The organism is Halodesulfurarchaeum formicicum (genome assembly GCF_001886955.1).
Classification (GTDB): domain Archaea; phylum Halobacteriota; class Halobacteria; order Halobacteriales; family Halobacteriaceae; genus Halodesulfurarchaeum; species Halodesulfurarchaeum formicicum.
The window spans coordinates 1,736,139-1,756,647 of record NZ_CP016804.1 but is presented as its reverse complement, the minus strand read 5'-3'; the positions used below and the strand labels follow the sequence as shown (position 1 = coordinate 1,756,647).

14 protein-coding genes are annotated in these 20,509 nt (G+C 59.3%); 7 read left to right on the top strand and 7 right to left on the bottom strand.

Annotated elements, in window-relative coordinates; genetic code table 11:
* Positions 1 to 111 precede the first annotated feature (111 nt).
* From HSR6_RS09000 to HSR6_RS08980, 5 genes are all read left to right on the top strand, one after another.
* Positions 112 to 462 (top strand): hypothetical protein, encoded by a 351-nt coding sequence (locus HSR6_RS09000; RefSeq protein WP_071933411.1) that lies wholly within the window; start codon positions 112 to 114, stop codon positions 460 to 462.
* 199 nt (positions 463 to 661) lie between these two features.
* Positions 662 to 3,556, top strand: coding sequence for an MrcB family domain-containing protein (locus HSR6_RS08995; RefSeq protein WP_071933410.1), 2,895 nt, complete (start codon positions 662 to 664; stop codon positions 3,554 to 3,556).
* Positions 3,557 to 3,564: 8 nt separating this feature from the next.
* Positions 3,565 to 4,929, top strand: a complete 1,365-nt coding sequence (locus HSR6_RS08990) for a hypothetical protein (protein ID WP_071933409.1) — start codon at positions 3,565 to 3,567, stop codon at positions 4,927 to 4,929.
* Between the two features lie 401 nt (positions 4,930 to 5,330).
* The gene (locus HSR6_RS08985; protein ID WP_071933408.1) at positions 5,331 to 7,913 is read left to right on the top strand and encodes a PD-(D/E)XK nuclease family protein; all 2,583 of its coding nucleotides are present in this window, start codon (positions 5,331 to 5,333) and stop codon (positions 7,911 to 7,913) included.
* Positions 7,910 to 10,780 carry a UvrD-helicase domain-containing protein gene (locus HSR6_RS08980; protein WP_071933407.1) on the top strand — a complete coding sequence of 957 codons (2,871 nt, stop codon included), beginning with the start codon at positions 7,910 to 7,912 and terminating at the stop codon, positions 10,778 to 10,780. Before HSR6_RS08985 ends, HSR6_RS08980 begins: the two co-directional genes overlap by 4 nt.
* 33 nt (positions 10,781 to 10,813) lie before the next feature.
* Here the strand turns inward: HSR6_RS08980 and HSR6_RS08975 are convergent, their stop codons facing one another.
* Together HSR6_RS08975 and HSR6_RS08970 are read right to left on the bottom strand one after the other, a co-directional pair.
* Entirely contained in the window at positions 10,814 to 11,992 is a 1,179-nt protein-coding gene (locus HSR6_RS08975) for a TIGR04053 family radical SAM/SPASM domain-containing protein (RefSeq protein ID WP_394327139.1), read from the bottom strand.
* Between the two features lie 74 nt (positions 11,993 to 12,066).
* Complete coding sequence (locus HSR6_RS08970) at positions 12,067 to 12,705, bottom strand: dienelactone hydrolase family protein (protein WP_071933405.1); 639 nt, start codon at positions 12,703 to 12,705, stop codon at positions 12,067 to 12,069.
* A gap of 103 nt (positions 12,706 to 12,808) precedes the next feature.
* On the opposite strand from HSR6_RS08970, the gene HSR6_RS08965 reads away from it, so the two are divergent.
* Positions 12,809 to 13,441, top strand: a complete 633-nt coding sequence (locus HSR6_RS08965; RefSeq protein WP_071933404.1) for a phosphoribosyltransferase — start codon at positions 12,809 to 12,811, stop codon at positions 13,439 to 13,441.
* On the opposite strand, the gene HSR6_RS08960 is transcribed toward HSR6_RS08965, so the two are convergent.
* Complete coding sequence (locus tag HSR6_RS08960; RefSeq protein WP_148661824.1) at positions 13,442 to 14,731, bottom strand: ATP-grasp domain-containing protein; 1,290 nt, start codon at positions 14,729 to 14,731, stop codon at positions 13,442 to 13,444.
* A 136-nt stretch (positions 14,732 to 14,867) separates the two neighbouring features.
* Here HSR6_RS08960 and HSR6_RS08955 point away from each other — a divergent pair, with 136 nt between their 5' ends.
* Positions 14,868 to 16,289, top strand: coding sequence for an amidohydrolase (locus HSR6_RS08955; RefSeq protein WP_070365549.1), 1,422 nt, complete (start codon positions 14,868 to 14,870; stop codon positions 16,287 to 16,289).
* Between the two features lie 6 nt (positions 16,290 to 16,295).
* Here HSR6_RS08955 and HSR6_RS08950 read toward each other — a convergent pair whose 3' ends face one another.
* The 4 genes from HSR6_RS08950 to HSR6_RS08935 form a co-directional block, all read right to left on the bottom strand.
* Positions 16,296 to 16,478, bottom strand: coding sequence for a hypothetical protein (locus tag HSR6_RS08950; RefSeq protein ID WP_070365548.1), 183 nt, complete (start codon positions 16,476 to 16,478; stop codon positions 16,296 to 16,298).
* A 545-nt stretch (positions 16,479 to 17,023) separates the two neighbouring features.
* The gene (gene rdfA / locus HSR6_RS08945) at positions 17,024 to 17,632 is read right to left on the bottom strand and encodes a rod-determining factor RdfA (RefSeq protein WP_071933402.1); all 609 of its coding nucleotides are present in this window, start codon (positions 17,630 to 17,632) and stop codon (positions 17,024 to 17,026) included.
* Between the two features lie 3 nt (positions 17,633 to 17,635).
* Positions 17,636 to 19,555 carry an archaea-specific SMC-related protein gene (locus HSR6_RS08940; RefSeq protein ID WP_071933652.1) on the bottom strand — a complete coding sequence of 640 codons (1,920 nt, stop codon included), beginning with the start codon at positions 19,553 to 19,555 and terminating at the stop codon, positions 17,636 to 17,638.
* 92 nt (positions 19,556 to 19,647) lie between these two features.
* Entirely contained in the window at positions 19,648 to 20,445 is a 798-nt protein-coding gene (locus tag HSR6_RS08935) for an IclR family transcriptional regulator (RefSeq protein WP_071933401.1), read from the bottom strand.
* Between the last annotated feature and the right edge of the window lie 64 nt (positions 20,446 to 20,509).

Below are 20,509 nucleotides of genomic sequence, written 5' to 3'. Positions count from 1 at the left end.
CGTCCAGGTTTCATATAGTTTGGTGGACCCATTGTCTGTCCTTGTCGTTCGGTTCGTTTCTCAAACGAACCCTGCGGAAGTTCAAATAGGAAAACGGAACAATGGGTAAATATGAACGAATTGGAAGACCTACCCACGACGGATTCAGGCCACATTACCAAGCGCCATTCGATGAAATGGCTTGACGGGTTAGATGAACAATCTGGAAAGGAACTGAATGATACCGTTGTCCCGAAACCCAACGGATTCACGGGAAGCAAGTATGCGACTGAGGTGTCTGATATTCGGGTAACAGGGACAGCTGATTTCGTTGAAGCGGCAGCGAGCAAATTCAAAGCTCTCCTCGAATTCGAGGACGATGGCACAAGAGTAGAAATCAATCTACAGCGAACTGAAGACAGGGATACCGGCGAATTGACTGATAATTATGCACTTTACCTTTCAGTTGCTGAGCGAGGATAACCCCCCACATCTTTAACCAACCGACAGGCGATCGCCTTTGCTGTGTGGGGGTCCTCCCGAATATAATTGACCCATGTGCGGATACCATACAATTACATAAATCGCGGGAGAGTCGGGACACAATATGTCTCAATGGCGAACAGTAGTGAGAAACGAATTACAACGATGGGTTTCCGAAACTGGGCGCCGGGAAGTAACGTTGGGCGAGCTGGAAGCGGAACTGAAACCCATATTATCTGAAGAATTTCCCAATAACGATAATATTGAGGCCGGCTTACGTCGAACGCTTCAGGAACTCCGGGATGAAGGGGAAGTGAAGTTTCATGGAGATGGGGAATACCGGCTGTTACTCGATGCAGGGGAGGATATCGCGGATCTATTTGAAATCGCTATTCGGGATTACCCAGAAGCCAGAGAGAAAGATGATTTCAGCCACGAGGCGGCCAAAATAATCAAAGATGAGATACCCGAAATACTTGACCAATCGCTTTCCTATGATCATCTCTCAATCCGTGGATCAGTCGGATATGGTGGACTGGCAAACATTCCTTGGATCGGGATTTTTGATGAGCGAGTAACATCGGACCCCAAAAACGGTCTCTATATTGTCTATTTGTTTGACACTGGGAATGATTCGGTTTTTCTAACACTCAATCAGGGAATGACGAATCTGCAAGAAGAATACGGACGGACAAAAGCCAGGAAAATCCTTGCAACCCGAGCCGAATTGCTACGTACGGTTGTAGATGTTGATGGATTTGAGGAACGCAATATCCCACTCACTAGCGATTTACTGACGTCAAAAAACAATCTCTATGGCACTTCGTCGATTTGCCACAAAGAATATTCAGTAGACGATAATCCGTCTTCAAGAACCTGGATCAATGAAGTAGCCCGATTAGTGGGCGAGTTTCAAAGGATAATCGACGACGGCCATTATGAGAACCTGCTGGACGCATTCGATGAGGATTCGGGTGAACAAACGGATCCCTTTGGCCCCATTCAGAGTGGTGAATACGAAGGTGTTGAAGAAGCCACGGCCGATGTATTGGACCGAATATCAGATTCCGATGAAGACATCCAAAAGTTCCATTCTGAACTCTCAAAGGCGATCGTTTCCGATTGGACAGAACCGTTGAAGAACATCGCTGTCCAAACTGCCTCGGAAATTTCCAAAGAAGAGCAGGTGCTTATTGAGCAAATCCAACGCGTGTACGACGAGAATGAAGAATGGTTGTCTGACCGGGCTGAGGATCTTGGCGTTGGCTCTTTGTTTGCCTTGGATCCCTCCCAGGTACTCTATATGGCTCTCCTTAGAGATATCCAGTCGGAGATTCCGGAGATTTCTAGGTTAAATATCAATCATGTAAAGTTGAAGACGATATTTAACGAGGAATATTCGGTGGTATCAGAAGGACAGGGCGCGGATGAGGTACAGCATCCGCTGATAGACTACCTGAATGCCAATACCGACGAGATATCTGTTCACACCTTTACAGCTCCTCCAGATTATTGGCTCACCTCATTCCGTCGTCGGGCCATTTCATTTGGTGAAGAACACAGAAATCGTTGGAACAAGGTTTCTGAAGGAGATCTAGCACTCTTCCATTCCCGAGCCGAACCGGGAAACCCGGCACTCGAATCCCAACCTGCGGGTTTCATAGGTGCAGGTATTGTCGGACAAAGTTACACAGTGGAGGACGATTGGTGGTGGGACGAGATTTATGAGGGCAAATCGTTCCCGTATATTTTGAGCTTCGACCGGCTGTTCCTCACTAGTGACATTACTTCAATCGACCAATCAATCACTATCCTCGAGGAGAGTGATGAGGAAATCGAGGATCAAATTGAGACACTAACTGAGGGGCTCCTCACATTCAGCAGGGTCAATGATCGCTGTGAAGAAGAGGTAGGAAAGGGTATTGGCGCGCAGGGCTCCTTCCAAACCTTCCGATCAGAAAACGGGAAATTAGACTATGAGCGTCCTCGGATTATCCTCCAGGAACTGGCTCAATCTCTTTCTGAAAGCTCACCAGTCAATATACACTATTCTGCAAACCCCAATCTCTCAACAGAAATATTAGATGGGTTGTATTTCCCCGGCAATCAAGGCGAGGAGATAATTAACGAGATTGAAGCAGCAATACGATCGGGGAAGCACGTCATTCTGACTGGTCCTCCCGGAACAGGGAAAACTGAAATCGCTGAACGAGTAGCCCAAGACCTCGCTGAATCGCATCCCCACCTCTACACCGGATCCCAAGTTACGACTGCTACCGCTGATTGGTCCACGTTTGATACTGTCGGCGGATATATGCCTAGTGAGAGTCAGGACACCAATTCTGGCGAGTCCCTGTCCTTCACTCCCGGGACCGTCCTCAATCGGCTACGCCATACGCACCATGATGTTCCGATTAACGAGCCACTCGTTATCGACGAACTGAATCGAGCTGACATCGACAAGGCGTTCGGACAACTGTTTACCGTTCTTTCCGGACAGCCAGTTACGCTCCCGTATACCCGAAACGGAGACGAAGTTGAAATTCTACCTGTGAATGATCTCGAAGGGAGTCCACGACAAAATCAATATCCGATCCCAAATTCGTGGCGTCTGTTGGCGACGATGAATACCTATGATAAGACTTCACTGTACGAGATGAGCTACGCCTTCATGCGGCGTTTCGCATTCATACGGGTTGGTGTTCCTGATCTCGACGGTAATCTCGACACCCTGATGGAGGAGTATATCTCAGCATGGGAAGATGGCGATGAAGCCCTTGAAATCAATCTCAGTGATCGGGAATTACGCGCTGTTGGTCAAGTTTGGCAAAGAACAAATTCAGCTGTAGAAGGCCGATCAATCGGCCCGGCGATCGTGAGGGACCTTGTCCTCTTTGTGGAGAATCACGACGATCGGAAGCTAAAGCCTCGGCTGACGAGAGCGGTCATTGCATATGTATTCCCGCAATTGGAGGGAGTGCCGAAACGACAAGAGATCGTCGAGAGTATCGCGAAACTCCAAGATGTCGTCGATTCGGAGACTCTCAAAGATGCAGCTAGTGAGATGCTTCAGATTACTTTCGAGGAGGACTAATATCGAAGATGAACCGACAGGAATTGCTAGATTCGTTGACTCAGGATATTCTCGCTTACGTGATGGCGGGAGACTTTCCAGAGAGGGAAGTAGCCCAGACGATCAAACCAATGGAGTTGGACAAACGGTTCGATGAGTATGAACTGCTGTTAGATCTTCACTTTATTCTCCGAAAAGACGTCGTTACTTTTGTTGAGAAACTACCTGAGCGGCTACGTCGGATACGGACTGAAACAGAGCGATCAGCGAGAACATCCCGCGGAGGTGTTGATGGACGGATCAATTGGAACGCTACTTATAAGCAAAGATATTCACGGAATCCCCGTGACACCTCAGTGTTCGTCGTGGAGAATCGGACGGTTGACTTCGATATTCCGGAAAATATCGTTTTAGTTGATCTTCTCCAAACGATCTATAGCACCCTAAATGAGGCAGATGAGTACATCCGGCGTGATTATGATTGGATACAAGATCGGTGGCACGAAAATGGAGAGCTCATCGATAGACTAACCTCGATTATGGAAAGGAATGTCAATATTAAAAGAATACGTTCTCCTGAGGAGTATGAGCCTTCGGAGCGAATGTTAACAACGGCAGAAAACGCACGACAGGAGCTTTATCGAGAAGCAGCTGGTTTACTTCGCAGTCGGAACCGGCTATTTCGTGGCGAAGAAAATGAAATCCGCCAATTGCTCAAATCTACGTCGATCGCCCCAGATAACCAAGACACGCTTTTTGAATTGTATGTCCTCTTCCGATTTATCGCTGTTTTAGACGATCTGCGCGATGAAAGTATTTCTTTCCAAACGATCAGCCAGGGCCGGCAGGAAATCGCCAGATTACCCGGATCGCCAGAGATGGTGATCTATCACGATCAGGCCGCACGGGATCGCGATATTTCGTTTCGGACCGAACGCGAGAGCACACTTGAGGATCCGATTCCACGGGCCCAAAAAGTTCAAACTATGGCCCACGAAGTCGCGGAATCGTACTTTAAAAGAGACTTTGAAGATCATACTGGCCGACCGGATGTTATTGTTCTCGAAATCCGTGACGAAGAGAATGACGAGTACGAATACTTGATTACAGAAGTGAAGAATAGCAAGCGAAGGAAGACAGTACGACAAGGAATTAAAGAGACACTCGAATACCTTGCGTTCCTTCGAGTGAACGAAGATTTCGTCTTCGGACGGGAGGACAATGACGACTACTTCGGCTCCGGCTGGAACGGGTTGCTAGTCGTTCAAGATCTTTCGGAAGAGACGATTTCTTTTGAGGACCAAACGGAAAGGTCACAACCGATACGAATTCTACAGGCACGCGAAGTGGAGGAGGGAATCCGGGAAACCCTGTCACGGCTCAACCTCAAGTAAGAATAAGTATAGTCGGTTGAGGCCATCATGAAATTGCTAAAAAGCGCCTACTCCGTTGGTAATGTCATAATTCATTGGTTAGAAACACCCGTTTTCATAGCTATTTCCTGAACGTGGCGGGACTCCGAAAGGGGCCGACCGCTCGGGGAAGGCGCGGGACGGAAGCACCGCAACGAGCAGCGCGAGTGAGGAGCGCCACGACCGCACCGACCCGAGCGGGAGGGGGCTTTCGAGGGCGGTGGCGTTACTGCAAGCACTCCCCACCCAAACTCAAACAACCACAAAATCTAACCAGAGCGAACTTTCAAAAATTCCACCCCACTCTCCCATCCCAATCTCATAACATCCGACCCCCAAGCCTAGCCCCCACCTTTAACCAACAGACCAACCCAGTCCACCACGTGCCCATCCAACGCCGTCGCCCGCTCCAAGCCATCTACGACGACGTTCGAGACCACGACCTCGTCATCGTCCCCAACAACCCGCTCGCGGACGCCCTCAATCGACGCCTCGACGAACCACACTTCGGCACCTTCGCCACCGCGCCCCGCCGACTCGCCACCGGCCGCCGCGAATCGGCCGAGGATCGTACCGCGTTCCTCGAACTCGTCGACCGAACCGACCACCCCTGGAAAGCGATCGCCTACGCGGTGGGGAACGTCCTCCAGTGCTGGGAACACCAGGGGACCGCCACCGCGATCGAGGACTACCCGGCCTTCGTCGACGAGACGACCGAGTCGGTGCTCGACGTCTTGGACGACCTCCAGACCACCTCCAGCCAACTCCAGGCCTACGAAACCCCCGCAGACCAGTCGGTCGCCGTCGTCGGCTTCGAGCAACTGACCCAACTCGAACGATCGATCCTCCCACCGGACGCCGACCGCGTCGACCTCTTCACCGAAGCGGAATTCTCACTCCCGCCGGTCCACGTCTTCGACGGGTCAAGTGACATCATCGATGCCCTCCTGGATACCGTGACCCCGGAGAACGCTGCCGACGTGGGGGTCGTCCTCGACGGATCGAGTCGCTACTCCGCGCTCGTGGAATCGGCCCTCGAAGCCGCCGATATCCCCTTCTACGGCGGCCCGGGCTTTGCCGACGACCCGTTCCACCGCACTTTCCTCCGACTGCTCCGCCTGGCCCACCGGGGCTCGGACACCACGGTCGGGGAGGTCACACCGATCTGCACCCAACTGGGGATCGACGTCCCGATCGAGCACGCCGAAAAGCGCCTCAGCGAAGTCGATCATCCCGGGCTCGACTGGTGTGCATCAGTCACCGACGGCCCGGCCGCGGCGAGCTTCGACGCGGCGCTCCAGGCCGTCGAACGACAGGCCGACCGGGAGCTCGATGCGCTGCGAACAGAGCTCGAAACCCTCGGGCTCCTGGACGAGGAACCCACCAACGAGCGCGTGCAGGATCTCGCGTACTATCTCCAGACCTACGACGTTCCGATCGATCGCGAGAACGAGGGTGTGCTCCTCGCGGATGCGACGTCGGCGGGATACGTCGATCGACCCGTCGTGTTCTTCCTCGGGATGGACGAGGGCTGGACCCACTCGGCACCGAACCGCCCCTGGGTCGACGCCGAGGCCCAGTACGAGCGGTACAGCCGCCAGTTCCAGCTGCTCGTCCAGAGCGGCAGCGAGCAGTACTATCTCGTGCAGGATACCGCCGGCGGAGAGCCGGTGACCCCACCGCTCTATCTCGACGAATTCCTCGATGCGGAGTTCGAGCGCTTCAGCGACCTCGACTCGGTGACCCACTCCAGAATGGAGCCGACAACTGGGACGGGGTTCGACCGGTCGCCAGTCGATGTCGACCCGACGACCATCGAGACGATCAGCCAGTCGAGTTTGAACAGCTACGTGAACAGCCCGCGTGACTATCTCTTCAGCCGCGTGCTCGACACCCCCGAGAAGGAGCATTTTCGGGAGGGAAATCTGTTCCACGACTTCGCCGAGTTCTACGCGAATCACCCCGAGCGTATCGAATCCGCCGAGATCGAGGAACTCGTCGACGTGATGATCGACACCGTCCGGCCCTTCTTCAGCGACAGCGAGGAACCGCTCCGGCGCAGCGAGTACGAAATCGGACTCGAAACGATCGTCGAGTACCTCGACGAATACGGCCCCGAGGATCACGAGTTCCTCACCCCGGTTTCCGGGTGGGGCTCGAACGTCTTCGCGGAATACTTCGACGAACCCGTCGACTCCCCACTCACTGAGCGCTGGTTCGAAGCACTCGACATCGGCGTGAAGGGGAAAATCGACCTCGTCCGCGCCCCGACCCACCTCGTCGATTACAAGAGCGGGTCGAAGAAGTCGGCCTACCAGGTCAAAAAGCGGGCCGCGACCGACCCGCCGGCCGACACCCCCAACTTCCAGGCGGCGCTGTATCTCGCGTACGTCCGCTCACAGCAACCGGACGAGCGCATCCAGTTCACCTTCGTCCACTTCCTCGAAACCCTGGCTGAGGCCGTCACGGGGGAGCCAACCCTGGACGACGCGATGACGACGATCACCTACTACCCCCAGCCCTTCGACGAGTTCGTCGGGTCCCGAGAGGCCTACGACACCCTGCTCGATGGCTACAACGACTGTGTCGAGACGTTCTCGGACCTGGGGTTCGAGCAGTATCGCGAGATACTGTCCGACCTCCCATTCCCCGAGACGACGGAAAAAGACGAACTCCGGGCCTCGGAATTCGCCGAGACGTTCACCGCTGCAGTCGATGCGCGCACGAGTGACGACGTCGACGCCGAGAAGGGCGCCGACCAGGCCATCAGGGCGCTGAACGGGATCCGGAAGCGGGCGTTCTTCGAGGAAGATCTGGATGCCGTCGAGGCGTTCGTCAGGGAGCGAATCGAAGAGATCAACGACTATCGAGCCGGATCGGGGCGATTCCCCATCGACGGGCCCGGCGGAGAGCCCAATTACCGGCGGATCGAGCACCGGGACCTGTTACTGGAGGGCGACCGATGAGCGACCTCGAACCCAACGCACAGCAACAGCGGCTCATCGACGAAACGGAGGGGACCTACCTCGTCGATGCGGGGGCGGGAACCGGGAAGACCCTCGCCGTCACTCGGCGGTACGCGAACATCATCGATCAGCCCGGTGTCGAACCGGACGACGTCCTCCTGGCCACGTTCACCACCAGTGCGGCCACCGAGATGCGCGAGCGAATCGTCGAGCACTCCGGATATGGCCTCCAGCAACTCGCTGACGCACCGATCCGGACCTTCCACTCCCACGCACACCACATCCTCGACGAACACGGGTATGCCGCCCCACGCCATCTCGGCATCGACGACCGCATCACCGGGTCGACCCGGCTCATCGAAGACGAACTCGTCGAGACCGAACTGTTCCGGGAATTCATCGGGCAATTCCAGGACGCCCACCCGGAGTACGCCGATCAGTTTCGTGCAATCGAGGACCACCTCGAACTGCTGGATCTCGTCACACAACTCGCCGCGAAAGGGATCATCCCGACGCGAGAAGGCTGGTATCGCGATTCCCGGGAGCAGTTGGCGGGGGCATTCGAGACCTTCAAGCGCCAGTTCGACGCCATGAACCAGCCCCGAAACGGGGGGCGCAAGCAATCCCCACTCCGCGAAAAGCTAGGCCGCTACGGGAAGAACAAGACCTACCTCCCGGACGCCCCCACCAAAGCAGACCTCCGGGGCGGGCGCGGGACGAAGCAACTCGACCCCGCCGTCGCGAAGCGAGTGTTCGACGGGAATCGATCGTCACTCACTGATTTTGTCCACGACGTCTACCTCGAATACCTGGAATTCGCACTCGGCCGAAATTACCTGAATTTCGGCTTCCTGCAGGTGTTGGCGTACGTGTTGCTCCTGGAAGATCACGACCTTCGAGCGCGACTGGAGTTCGAGTACGTGATGGTCGACGAGTTCCAGGACACCAGCGAGATCCAGTTCAAACTCGCGTTGTTGCTCGCCGGCACCGAAAATTTCGCCGTCGTCGGGGACTGGAAGCAGAGCATCTATGCCTTCCAGTACGCCGACGTCGACAACATCCGTCAGTTCGAGAAGCGTTTACAGCGGTTCAGCGCTTCTTTGAACGACGACAGCACGCGAGTGAACTTCGAGACCCCCGAGGTCACCGCTATCAGGCTGTCCGAGAACTACCGCTCCACCCAGTCCATTCTCGACTTCTCGAAACACGCGCTCACGGTTCCTGCAACTGACACCGAAGCCGTCGAAAACGTGGCGCTCGGGGATGCGGACGCCCTGTCGAGTAACGCGCCGTTCGACCAGACTCACATCGAAGCGATTCAGCACGAAGCCGAACACGAGGCGGTCCTCGCGAAGATCCAGGATATCGTCGGCAACGACGCCTATTCGGTCGCAGATGGGGATGGAAACCCCCGGGAACCCGAATACGGGGACATCGCGGTCCTGACCAGAACCCGGGAGTACGGCCGCGAATTGCTCCGGACGGCCGAGCAGTACGACTTCCCGATGGCCTACGACGGCGGCGTGGAACTGTTCCGCACCGACCCGGCCAAGGTGCTGCTCGCCTGGCTCCGAATCCTCGAATCCAACGCCGACAGAGGCTGGGCGGTCGTCCTCGAAGCAGCCGGGTACACCCTGGACGAAATCGATCACGTGCTCTCGACGGGGGACTACCCGGCTGCCATGACGGGGTTCCGGTCGAAGCTGGCGGCGATGGACACGGTGGCGTCGGTCGCTCGCCGGGTCTTCGATCGGTACGGGTTCCACGGGGAGTACGCGGACGTAATTCTTGACACGATCGAATCCGTTCACCAGGCGACGACGGTGACCCGTGGGGATCTGATCCGCTTTATCACCCGGGCAATCGACACCGGGGCGACCCACGAGGTGGCCACCAGTGCCGGCGAGGACTCCGTCACCGTCCAGACCATCCACGCGGCGAAGGGACTGGAATATCCCATCGTCGTCATGGCAAACATGAACGACGGCCGGTTCCCGCCCTCGACTCGTGACTCGCCTGCCATCCGGTACGAGGAGTCCGTGGGACTCAGGCAGCGACAAATCTACGCCGCGGTCGGCGAGTACCCCCACGTCTATGACAACTGGCGGGACGACGTGCTCCGGCACTGTCTGCCGGATGGGTACGACGAGGAGCGCCGGCTCCTCTACGTCGCTATCACCCGGGCGAAACAGCATCTCGTCTTCGCCGGCGGCGAGGACCCGAATCGCTTTCTCGAATCCCTTCCCGTGGATCTTGAGGAAGGACACACCGACGTCGCCGAGGTGACCGAGGAAACGACGACACAGGCCCAACTCCCCTTCACCGTCTCGCCCCCGGACGGCCCCGTCGGTCTGAATGCCCACGACCTGATGGACGAATCGGTGTTCGAAGAAGCAGGTGCCGGCGAGACGTCCAGTGGCAGTGGGGGTGTCGATTTCGGAACGCGTGTCCACGAGTTCGCCGAGCAATACGCCCGCGACGGATCCGGCGAACCGGAAACAGAAGACGAAAAGCGAATCGCGGACTTCATCGACTCGCTGGACGGGGAACTGTCCGTCGAAGCGCCCGTGACGTTACCTCTCACGATCGATGACCAGCGAGTAACGATTGCTGGCATCGTCGACCTCGTTCACGTGACTTCGAATCGCGTGGCGATCATCGATTACAAGACCGATCGAAGCCGGCGTGGGGTCCCCGAGTACGCGGTCCAGTTGAGCGTCTACTATCACGTGCTCGGGTCTGTGTATCCGGATCGATCTGTCGACGCGAGTCTGTATTTCACGGCAGACGGAGAGCGGGTCCCAGTCGAGCCGACAGCCATCTCCCAGCTTCGAAGGCGGGCCCGAGACCTCATTTCGAACTCCTGAACGCCCGTCCGAGCCGTTCAGGACAGCCGACAGTCAATTTCCGTGGCCGTCCACAGCCGGTCCCGAGCGGTCGTAGGCAACGGCTTGCTCGGGGCGGTCGCCCTCATAGTCAGGTGGGACATACGGGCAGAGCGGGTCACTCTCGAAGGGATCGCCCGTGTCGGCGTACGCCCGTGACCGGCTCCCGCCACAGACGGTCCGGTACGAACAGGCCCCACACTTCCCGCGAAACCGGTCCTCGTCACGAAGTGCCTGGAAGAGTTCGCTGTTCCGGTAGATATCGACCAGCGAGGACTCCCGCACGGACCCGGCCGCAAGCGGGAGGAACCCGGAGGGGTACACCGCGCCGGTGTGGCTGACGAAGGCGAATCCGTCCCCCGCTCTGACGCCGCCCCGGCGACCGATCGCATCGTCCGGCCCAGGTGTGCCGGCTGCGGACCGTTCGGCCTCGATCGCGACGCGGCGATAGTGTGGTGCTTCCGTCGTCTTCACCCCGAAGGAGCGCTCGGCAGCCTGATCGAGCAGCCACTCCATGACGGATTCCGCTCGTTCCGGCGAAACAGGTTCAAGGAGCCGCCCGCGGCCGATCGGCACGAGGAAGAAGACCGACCACAGGACCGCACCCAGGTCCTCGACCAGGTCGGCGATGGCCGGAAGGTCATCGACGGTGGACTGCGAGACCGTGGTGTTCACCTGGAGCGGGATGCCCTGTTCGCCGGCGTATTCAGCTGCTGTTACTGTTTGTTCGAAGGTGCCCGGCTCGCCTCTGAAGGTGTCGTGATTCGCCGGCGAGGAGCCGTCCAGACTCACGGCGAGTCGTTTCAGGCCCGCTGCGTCCAGGTCATCGATGACGGCTGGGTCGAGGGATGACGTGCCACTGGGGGTCAAGGTCATTCGCAACCCCAGGTCCGTGCCGTACTCGATTAGTTCCGGAATATCCGGCCGTGCTAGCGGGTCGCCGCCGGAGAGAACGACCAGCTGATTCTCGTCGAATCGGGCTGCCTCCCTGAGCAGTGCCTTTCCCGCAGCAGTACTGAGTTCCTGTGGGTGACGCTCCGGTTGGGCGTCGGCCCGGCAGTGCTCGCATTCGAGATCACAGGCCTGGGTGACCTCCCAGATGAGGACGAAGGGCCGTTCGTTCGTGTCGACGGTGTTCGGTGGACCCATTGGGTTCGTTTTGGGACTCTCCGGGAAGAGCCCATACCCGAACATATTCCGGCTTCGACCGGACAAGGGGGGGGGGGGAGGAATCCGGTAGTCATCGTTATCTGGGGCCCGAGCCAGAATCAGCGTAACGTCCGGGCGAACCAATCTGCTGCCACGTCGGCCACCTCCTCGAGTTCGTGTTCCGCCTCGAAGAGGTGATTAGCTCCCTCCACGATGTGCAACGATTTCTCGCAGGTGAGTTTTTCGAGGGCCTGGCGGTTGTATTCGAGCACCTGCGTGTCTTCCCCACCGACGATGAATAGCGTGGGGACGGTGATCTCTCCAAGCACGTCACTCGCCATGTCCACCCGGCCACCACGGGAGACGACCGCGTCGATGTCGTCCCGTCTGGCCGCCCCTCGCAGCGCCGCGGCGGCGCCGGTGCTGGAACCGAAGTAGCCCACGTGGAGGCCCTGCGTGGCTGGCCGATCTCGCAGCCATTCGGTCACCGCGACCAGCCGATCGGTCAAAAGCGGGATGTCAAAGCGGTTCTCCCGGATGCGATCCTCTTCCTCGGTGAGCAGATCGAAGAGAAGCGTCCCCAACCCTGCCTCGCGGATGACGTCCGCGACGAAGTTGTTCCGCGGGCTGAGTCGGCTCGATCCACTCCCGTGGGCGAATACGACCAGCCCGGGCGCGTCCGCCGGAATCGATAGCGCTCCCGGTAGTTCGACCGCCCCGGCCGGGATCTGGACCGAATCGCCCGTCGGTTGAGTCATAGTAGGATTGACACTTCCGAACCGGTTCAGTCCACCTGCTCGTTCCCGAACTGTGGGAAGTGCCCCCAACCTACAGGGCCGCCGCGGACGAACATACCGCCCGATGGCAACGTCTCGATTCAGGGACCGGGCTGACGCGGGCGAACAGCTCGGCGAGGCCCTCCTGGAACGGGGGGTCGAGGCGGACCTCGTGCTCGCGATCCCACGTGGGGGGTTGCCGCTCGGTCGAGCCGTCGCCGACGCGCTCGACGCCCCACTCGACATCGCCGTGGCGTCGAAAATCGGCGCCCCGGGGAACCCCGAGTACGCGATTGGAGCCGTCGCCAGTGACGGGACAGTCTGGCGGAACGAGAGTGCGATTCGCGGGACGAGCGCCGACGAAGCATACTTCGAGCGCGAGCGGCAGGCGGAGATGGCAGTCGCTCGCGAGAAGGCCAAAACCTATCGTGCCGGTCGGCCGGAGCCCCAGCTGGCAGGCAAGACTGTCGTGCTGGTCGACGACGGGGTGGCGACCGGGTCAACCATCCGGGCGTGTCTGGCGATGCTGGACGAGGCAGACACGGACCGGATCATCCTGGCAGTCCCAGTCGGGCCGCCGGACACGATTCGCGAACTGCGTTCGGCGGCCGACGAGGTGATCTGTCTGCAGGAGCCCACGAGTTTCATGGGCGTCGGCCAGTTCTACGAGCGGTTCGATCAGGTGACCGACGAGGAAGCGATGGCGTATCTCTCCTGATCAGGTGTACCGCTCCGGCTCGGGTGACAGTTCCGGCTGTTCGAGCATGTTCGTCCGGATCTCGTCCGCACGGTCGAGCATCTCCTGGTAGTCCTCCCCGAAGAGGTGGAAGCGGGCCAACCAGAACCCACTCGATCGGGTCTGTTCGATCTCGTCCTCGGGGTCGACGAAGATCTCCACGTCGGTGTCCGGGACGGATCGAGCGTACTCGAAGTCCAGGAACTCATCGGCCCGCCCCTCGCCGAAGGTGATCACGTGGAACTGGGTCCCCATCGTCTCGTAGTCGGAACCCGGCTCCCAGTCCGGCGCAACCGCCTGGGTCTGTTCGGGGTTGTCGGCGTGGAGATGCATGATCCCCTCGTACACCGAGGTATCGAAGGCTCCCTCGTAGAGCGGTTCCCACACCGACGCCGTCCGGCCGTTGACCTCGGTGATGACGTGCCGATCGGCGAGTCTGAAGATCTCGACGTTCCAGAAACTCTCCTCGAAGCCGTGCTGGACGATGGCCTCCCTCGCGATGTCGATCAACTCCTCCTGGGCCTCGGTGGGCAACGTCGAGGGCGTGGAGTAGTTGTCGATGGCCAGCGAGCCGTCGTCGTAGTAGTTGTGATCGGAGATGGCCCAGACGTGCAACTCGCCGTCGGAATCGACCCACCCCTCGACACAGTGCTGAGTCCAGTCCTCCAGGGGCTCCTCGACCAGCATCATGTCCCTGGTCGCAAGGGGATAGCGCTCCGTGTCGACGTAGGTGTCGAAGAAGTCCATGAACGGCTCGGTGTACTTCGGCAGCTCCTTTCGAACCGTCTCCATGGCTCGCTCGTATTCCTCGCGGTCCTCGACCCGGTACTGCAGCAGGGTCATCGTGAGGAAGGGCGGTTTGATGTAGGCCGGGAACCGGGGCTCGTCCCCCCACTCATCGGTCTCTAGGTCGATGTAGTCGAACCACGGGACGTTGGGCTGGTGCATCCGGGAGTAGTACTTGTGATCCGCCAGAAAGACCGGCTCGAGTTCGGGACCCGGGAGGTCGTGGCGGTCGACCAGGGCGCCGGCGACCAGGTTCGCCACGTCATGAGAGAAGAGCACGCCGTCGATATCCGCCTGTTCGACGTACTCGGAGGCCCGTTCGGTGTACTCGACCATGTCGAAGTCCGACCCCGGCTGTGGATAGTCGAAGTCCTCGTCCTCGAACCAGTGGAGGTTGTAGGGCGCATCGACCTTCCCCATGTTCTCGTGGTCGCGGTCGGTCGGGAGCAGCACCAGCAGGTCGGTACCATCGTCATTGTCAGACATGCCCATGCTATAACATAGCATTGACCTGGAATAAAGGAGTTATGGTTGCCGGTTTTCACGCGAGGTGTCCGGGTTCGACGGAAATCGACTGACCCTTCCGAAATGTTCATCCGGCGTTCTCTCCTCATTCTATTAAATGGGAAAATCTCGGGTTTACGACGCGGTCGAGTCGGAATACGACCGTCTATTGACGCTCGCGCGGGACATCTGGGAGCAGCCCGAACTCGGACTCGAGGAGGAACACGCGGCCTACCGCCTCCGCACGACGCTCGCGGAGGCCGGTTTCGAGGTCGAGCGTGGTGTCGGCGGGATGCCGACGGCGTTCGTCGCGTCCTACGGGACGGGCGACCCCACGATCGGCATCCTGGGGGAGTACGACGCGCTGCCGGAGCTCTCACAGACGGTTTCGACCTGTCGTGAACCCGTCGAGGTCGGTGAGCCAGGCCACGGCTGCGGACACAACCTGTTTGGGGTGGCCGGCGTGGGCGCCGCGCTCGCGCTCAAAGAGGCACTCGATCGGGGCGAAATCGAGGGGACGATCCGATTCTACGGAACGCCCGCGGAGGAGACCATCGTCGGGAAGGTCTACATGGCCCGGGCCGGCGTGTTCGACGACCTCGACGCGGCGCTCACCTGGCATCCCTGTGACGTGACCGGTCCCCAGCGGACCAGTTCGCTCGCCGTCGATTCGGTGAAGTACTCGTTCGAAGGGACTCCGGCCCACGCCGCACAGTCACCGACAGCCGGCCGAAGCGCCCTCGACGCCGTCCAGCTGATGAATACCGGTGTCGAGTACCTGCGCGAACATATCCCCGACAAGGCCCGCATTCATTACACGATCACGGAAGGCGGCGGGGCCCCAAACGTGGTACCGGCGGAGGCCACCGCGTGGTACTTCGTGCGCGCACCGACCCGTCCGCAGGTCGATCGACTCTCGCAACGCGTCCAGCAGATCGCCGAGGGAGCGGCGCTGATGACGGACACGACAGTCACGCGCAACTACATCACGGGCGCCTACGAGCTACTCACGAACGACACGCTCGCTGATCTCCTGTGGGAGACCTTCGAGGAACTCGGCCCGATCGACTATTCGGCGGCCGATCGAGAGTTCGCCGCCGAACTGCACGACACGATCGACGAGGCAGCCCTCGATGCCCGGCTCAAGGACCTGCCCGCAGACGCGGCGCGAGCGGTCGAAGGGGAGTCGCTGTATTCGACGCCGCTGGAACGAACTGATGACGCGCCGCTCATGCTCGGCTCGACGGACGTGAGCGACGTCAGCTGGATCACGCCGACGGCCCAGTTTCGCGCCGCGTCATGGCCGGTCGGGACCCGGCCCCACACCTGGCAGGCTGTCGCCGCGAGTGGTGGATTTGGTCGGAAGAGTGCCCCGTACGCCGCCAAGGTTCTCGCCGGGACGGCGTATGATCTGTTCACCGATCCAAAGCGGCTGGAGGCGGCCTGGGCGGAGTTCGAGAACGCGACCGGGGATCGGTCCTACGAGTCGCCGCTCCCCGACGACGCCGAACCGCCCTTCGGTGTGGGTTTCAGTCCGTAGGTTCAGTCACCCCCAGCCGACGAATTTCTCGTATGCAGCGACGACGACGATGGCGATGATCGCCATCGCAGCGACTCGCTGTGTCGTCCCGAGATTTGCGATCGAGACGAGATAGATACCGAGGAGCCCCAGGAGTGAGACGATGAGGAATGGCCCCCAGCCACCGCCGAGCGTGTCACGAGCAGTCATACGAGAGGCTACCCGGGGAACGGTAATAGGTTCTTGCGTGACGGGTTGCACCGACGTGAAACCGGGCAGACACCAGCCATTTCTCCGGGGCCAACTATTATAATTAATCTGGTACGTAGTGTATATGATTGTTTATAATGTTGAACAAACGGTTTGGCACTTCGATCTGGCCCAATTTTCTACAACTGCCGATAAACGTCGTTATAGTGGCTCTAATGCTGGTTGAGGAATTAGAAGACGTACAATTTGCGATTTGTGGCGCCATTCCGCTTTGGCTGTCCGGATCGATTCGTGGGGAGTCCGAAAACGGCTTATAGATGGCTAATCAGCTGAAATTAGCCGTATTTTTTACTCCAATTTTCGCTGCCTGTGGCGTGGTATCGCAAACCTTTGTTTAGTATTAGTAAACGATATAAAAATAATTGGATATCTGGTAATTCGGGGATACAAATCGTCGTGACTTCCCCGATTGGTGGGTATGGATGGCCTGGTGCCTGCGTGAATGTCTCCGTTACCTTACCAACTGCATGGCTGTTAGGAAATTCTCAGTCGCAGTTACAGCCGCCCCGGTCGAGCAGTTCCTCGATATCGAACTGCCGACCACAGTCCTCACAGTAGACCTGGACCTGGACGAGCACCCGCGAGTCGTCCATCGTGATCTCGCCGCTTTCGGCGAGGGAGTCGAGTTGGCTACTGGCCACGGCCCGCAAACGCCCGCGGAGGCCCTGGATTCGGTCTCGGGTGCGCTGGACGGGATCAGCAACAGCAGGCTCGTACTCGGCCCCACGAACGTTCTGCAGGTAGGTTCGGACTGCCTGGTAGGAGACCAGGTCGTCCTCGAGCTGGTCGACGTTCACGCCGCGTTCTTCAAGACGGGTTCTGACGTCTCGTTCGGTCGCGCTGTCAGTGTCCCCGGCCAGTGCCGCGGACACCGTTTGGATTTCACCTTCCAGGGGCCGCTCGCCCCCTCGTGTTAGCGCCGCTTCGACAATTTGCCGGTTGACGTGATCGGCCAGCTCTCGAAGGCTCCGGCGTTCGCTTTCCGGAGCCGTCCAGGCAGCTTCCAGCTCCGCACCCAGCCCCGAGAGCTGGTACTCCTCGATCACCCGCGCTACCTTGCTCGACCGCCCGCGTGAGGGTTCGTCCTCGCTCATCGATCAGATCTCCGTGATCCGGGGGTACTGATTGTCGACCGCCCGTGCGTCCTCGGGCAGCAGCGCGATCACGAGATACGGGGCGTGTGTCTCGAAGTACGAGACCAGTCTGGCGATCCGGTCACTGTCGAGTGCCTCGACGGAATCCAGCAGCATGAACGGGACCGTTTCGCCCACGTCGTGAACGAGGTACCCGGCCAGGGCAAAGACCAGTCCAGTCACCTCCCGCTCGCTCTCGCTCAGGTGACCCACTGCGTCCTCGAAAGCCCGGCCCTGCTGATCGCTCCGAACGACGTGGAGGTCGAACTCGGCCGTGTCGCCGCTTTCGGGCTCCCGACGTTCGATCCAGATCCTGGCGATGTTCGAATAGTCCATGAGCTCCAGGATCTCGTCCATCCGCTCGTTGAACTCTTCGACGGCTTCGGTTTCGATCCGTTCGACACGGGTGCGTAACTCGGTGAGTTCCTCGGCGATTGTTTCACGCTCGGCTTCGAGTTCTTCCTGCCGTTCCAGTTCCGTTTCGATCTCTGCCAGTTCCGTCTCGATGTCGTCCCGTTTCCCGTGGAGCTGTTCGATCTCCAGCTCGAGTCGGTTCGCGCGCTGGTGCAGATCCAGCAGCTCCTCGTGGTTCTGTGCGAACTCTAGCTCCTCGATCTCGGCTTCGGTGGCTTCGATCTCGGCTTCGAGTTCGTCCCGGCGTGTCTCCAGGTCCTCGATCGAACGGGTCCTCGTCTCGATCTCCGACGTGAGCGAGTCGAGTTCTCGCTTCAGGTTTTGCCGGCGGTCGGCTCGCGATTCGAGTTCCGCGATCTCGGACGAGAGGGTGTCGATCTCGTCTTCGAGGTCGGTGACCTGATCGAGCTTTTCGGCCCGGAGCTCCCGGAGCCGCTCGATGGTCTCCGTGATCTGGGCTCGCTCGACCTGTGAGCCACAGGTCCAGCAGGTAACCGTTCCGTCCTCGACGAGTCGGTCCGTGACGGTGCCCGACTCGACCTGGAACTCGCCCAGCGTGCCCTCTTCGTCGAGGCGGTCCTCGTTGAACTGAATCAAGTTCTGGAGTTCGCTCACCTCCGTTTCCAGCGTCGATTTCTGGGCCCGGAGCGAGGAGCGTCGGGACTCGAGCTCCTCGCGCTCGGCGCGGACCGATTCCGGGACGGATTCCAGTTCGGCCTCGATCTCGGCCTGCTCCTCGCGGGCGGCCGAGCGACTCTCCCGCTCCGCGGCGAGGCGGTCGGTGACCGAACTGAGTTCCGACCGAAGCGACTGCACCTCTTCGAAGGCCGATTCCAGGGCCGCTTTCGTCTCCTTTGTCTCCGAGAGGTCGGCTTCGGTCCCGGCGATCTCGTCTCTGACCCCGGCGAGTGTGTCCCGCTTCTCCTCGATGTCGGCCTCCAGTTGCGTGACCTGCTCGGTGAGTTCGGGCCGACGGTTTCGGAGCCGGTCGAGTTCCGCGAGTTGCTCGTCGAGCTGGGACCGGCGGGCCGTCTTCCGTGTGATCTCGGCCTGGATGGCGGTCGTGTCGATGGGCTCCATGATGACCGGCCGCAGGTCCTCGCCGCTGGCGACCGCCCGGCGGGCCGGATTCGTCTCCAGGAGGAAGGCAAAATGCTCTGCAACGGTTGGATCGTCCAGATACGGGTCCCCGGTCCGACGGATGCCCCGCTTCGTCCGCTCGAACCGGCGAGTGTAGGTCTCCCCGTCGATCGAAAGCTCGACGAAGCCCTCGTCCGCGTCGGCTTTGAGCGCGTTGCGGTCACTCCCTAGTGCCGCCATGATCGACCGCAGGAGCGAGGTTCGGTTCGTCGCGTTTTCCCCCTTGAGAACGGTGACTCCCGGTGTCAGGCTGAGGGCAGTCTCGTCGATCCCCCCAACGTTCTCCACGTGAACCTCAACGTGCCCCGTGCTGGGTCTTGTATTACTCATTACCAGCACGTACACGCCTGTGTTCAAGTAGTTGCTGGTCGATGCCGGCCACATTCCATAACAAACGTAGGCTTGTGAGGGAATTGCCGATTCTACTGACTCGGTCGGGCGGTTCGAACCTGGTTCTCGGTGACCGGTCGGGTTCCCTCGTAACTCAGGTCGATGTTGAGTTTCCCGATCTTGTAGCGGAGGGTCTCGGTCACGTTTTCGAGGCGCTCTTCGGTGAACCTGAGGGAGGGCCCGGCGACGACGACCGTCCCGTAGAACCGGTCCTGGTTGTCGATCACTGGGGCCGCGATCGTCGTGACGTTTTTGATGATGGTCTCGTTCCCGTGGGTGAATCCCTGCTCCCTGATCGCTTCGAGTTCGGCGGTGAAGGCGGCCCGACCGACCGAGTTGTCGATGGGAAACTCGATCTGATCGATGATCGCCGCACGCCGGGTCTCGGGAAGGTGCGCGAGGGTCAACTTGCCTTCCGGGGTGGTGTGCAGGTCCGTCGTGAATCCGATGTCGACCTCGGTCCGGATCCCGTCCTTGCCCGAGACCGAACCCACGAACACGAGTTTTCCCTGTGACTCGACGACGTAATTCACGCTCTCGCCGGTCTCTTCGGCGAGTTCAGCGAGTAGCGGTTCGACGTGTCCGTAGATCGTTCGCTGCTGGCGAACGGCTCCGCCGAGGGTCAGAAACTGGAGACTGAGATGATAGTCGTTGGTCTCGTCCTGTTCCAGATAGCCACGGTCCCTGAGGGTAGCGAGATGGCCATGAATGGTGCTTTTCGGCATATCGAGTGCGTCGGCCAGTTCCGAGACACCGGCGCCGTTCCGGACTTGGATGGCTTCGACGATGTCGAACAAGCGGTCGACCGCCCGGATCGGTGCGTGTGCCATAGTGGAAGTGGGGTTCCAGCAGTTGAAAAGGGTTATCGTCCGGGTTCTGTCCCTCGATATTGGC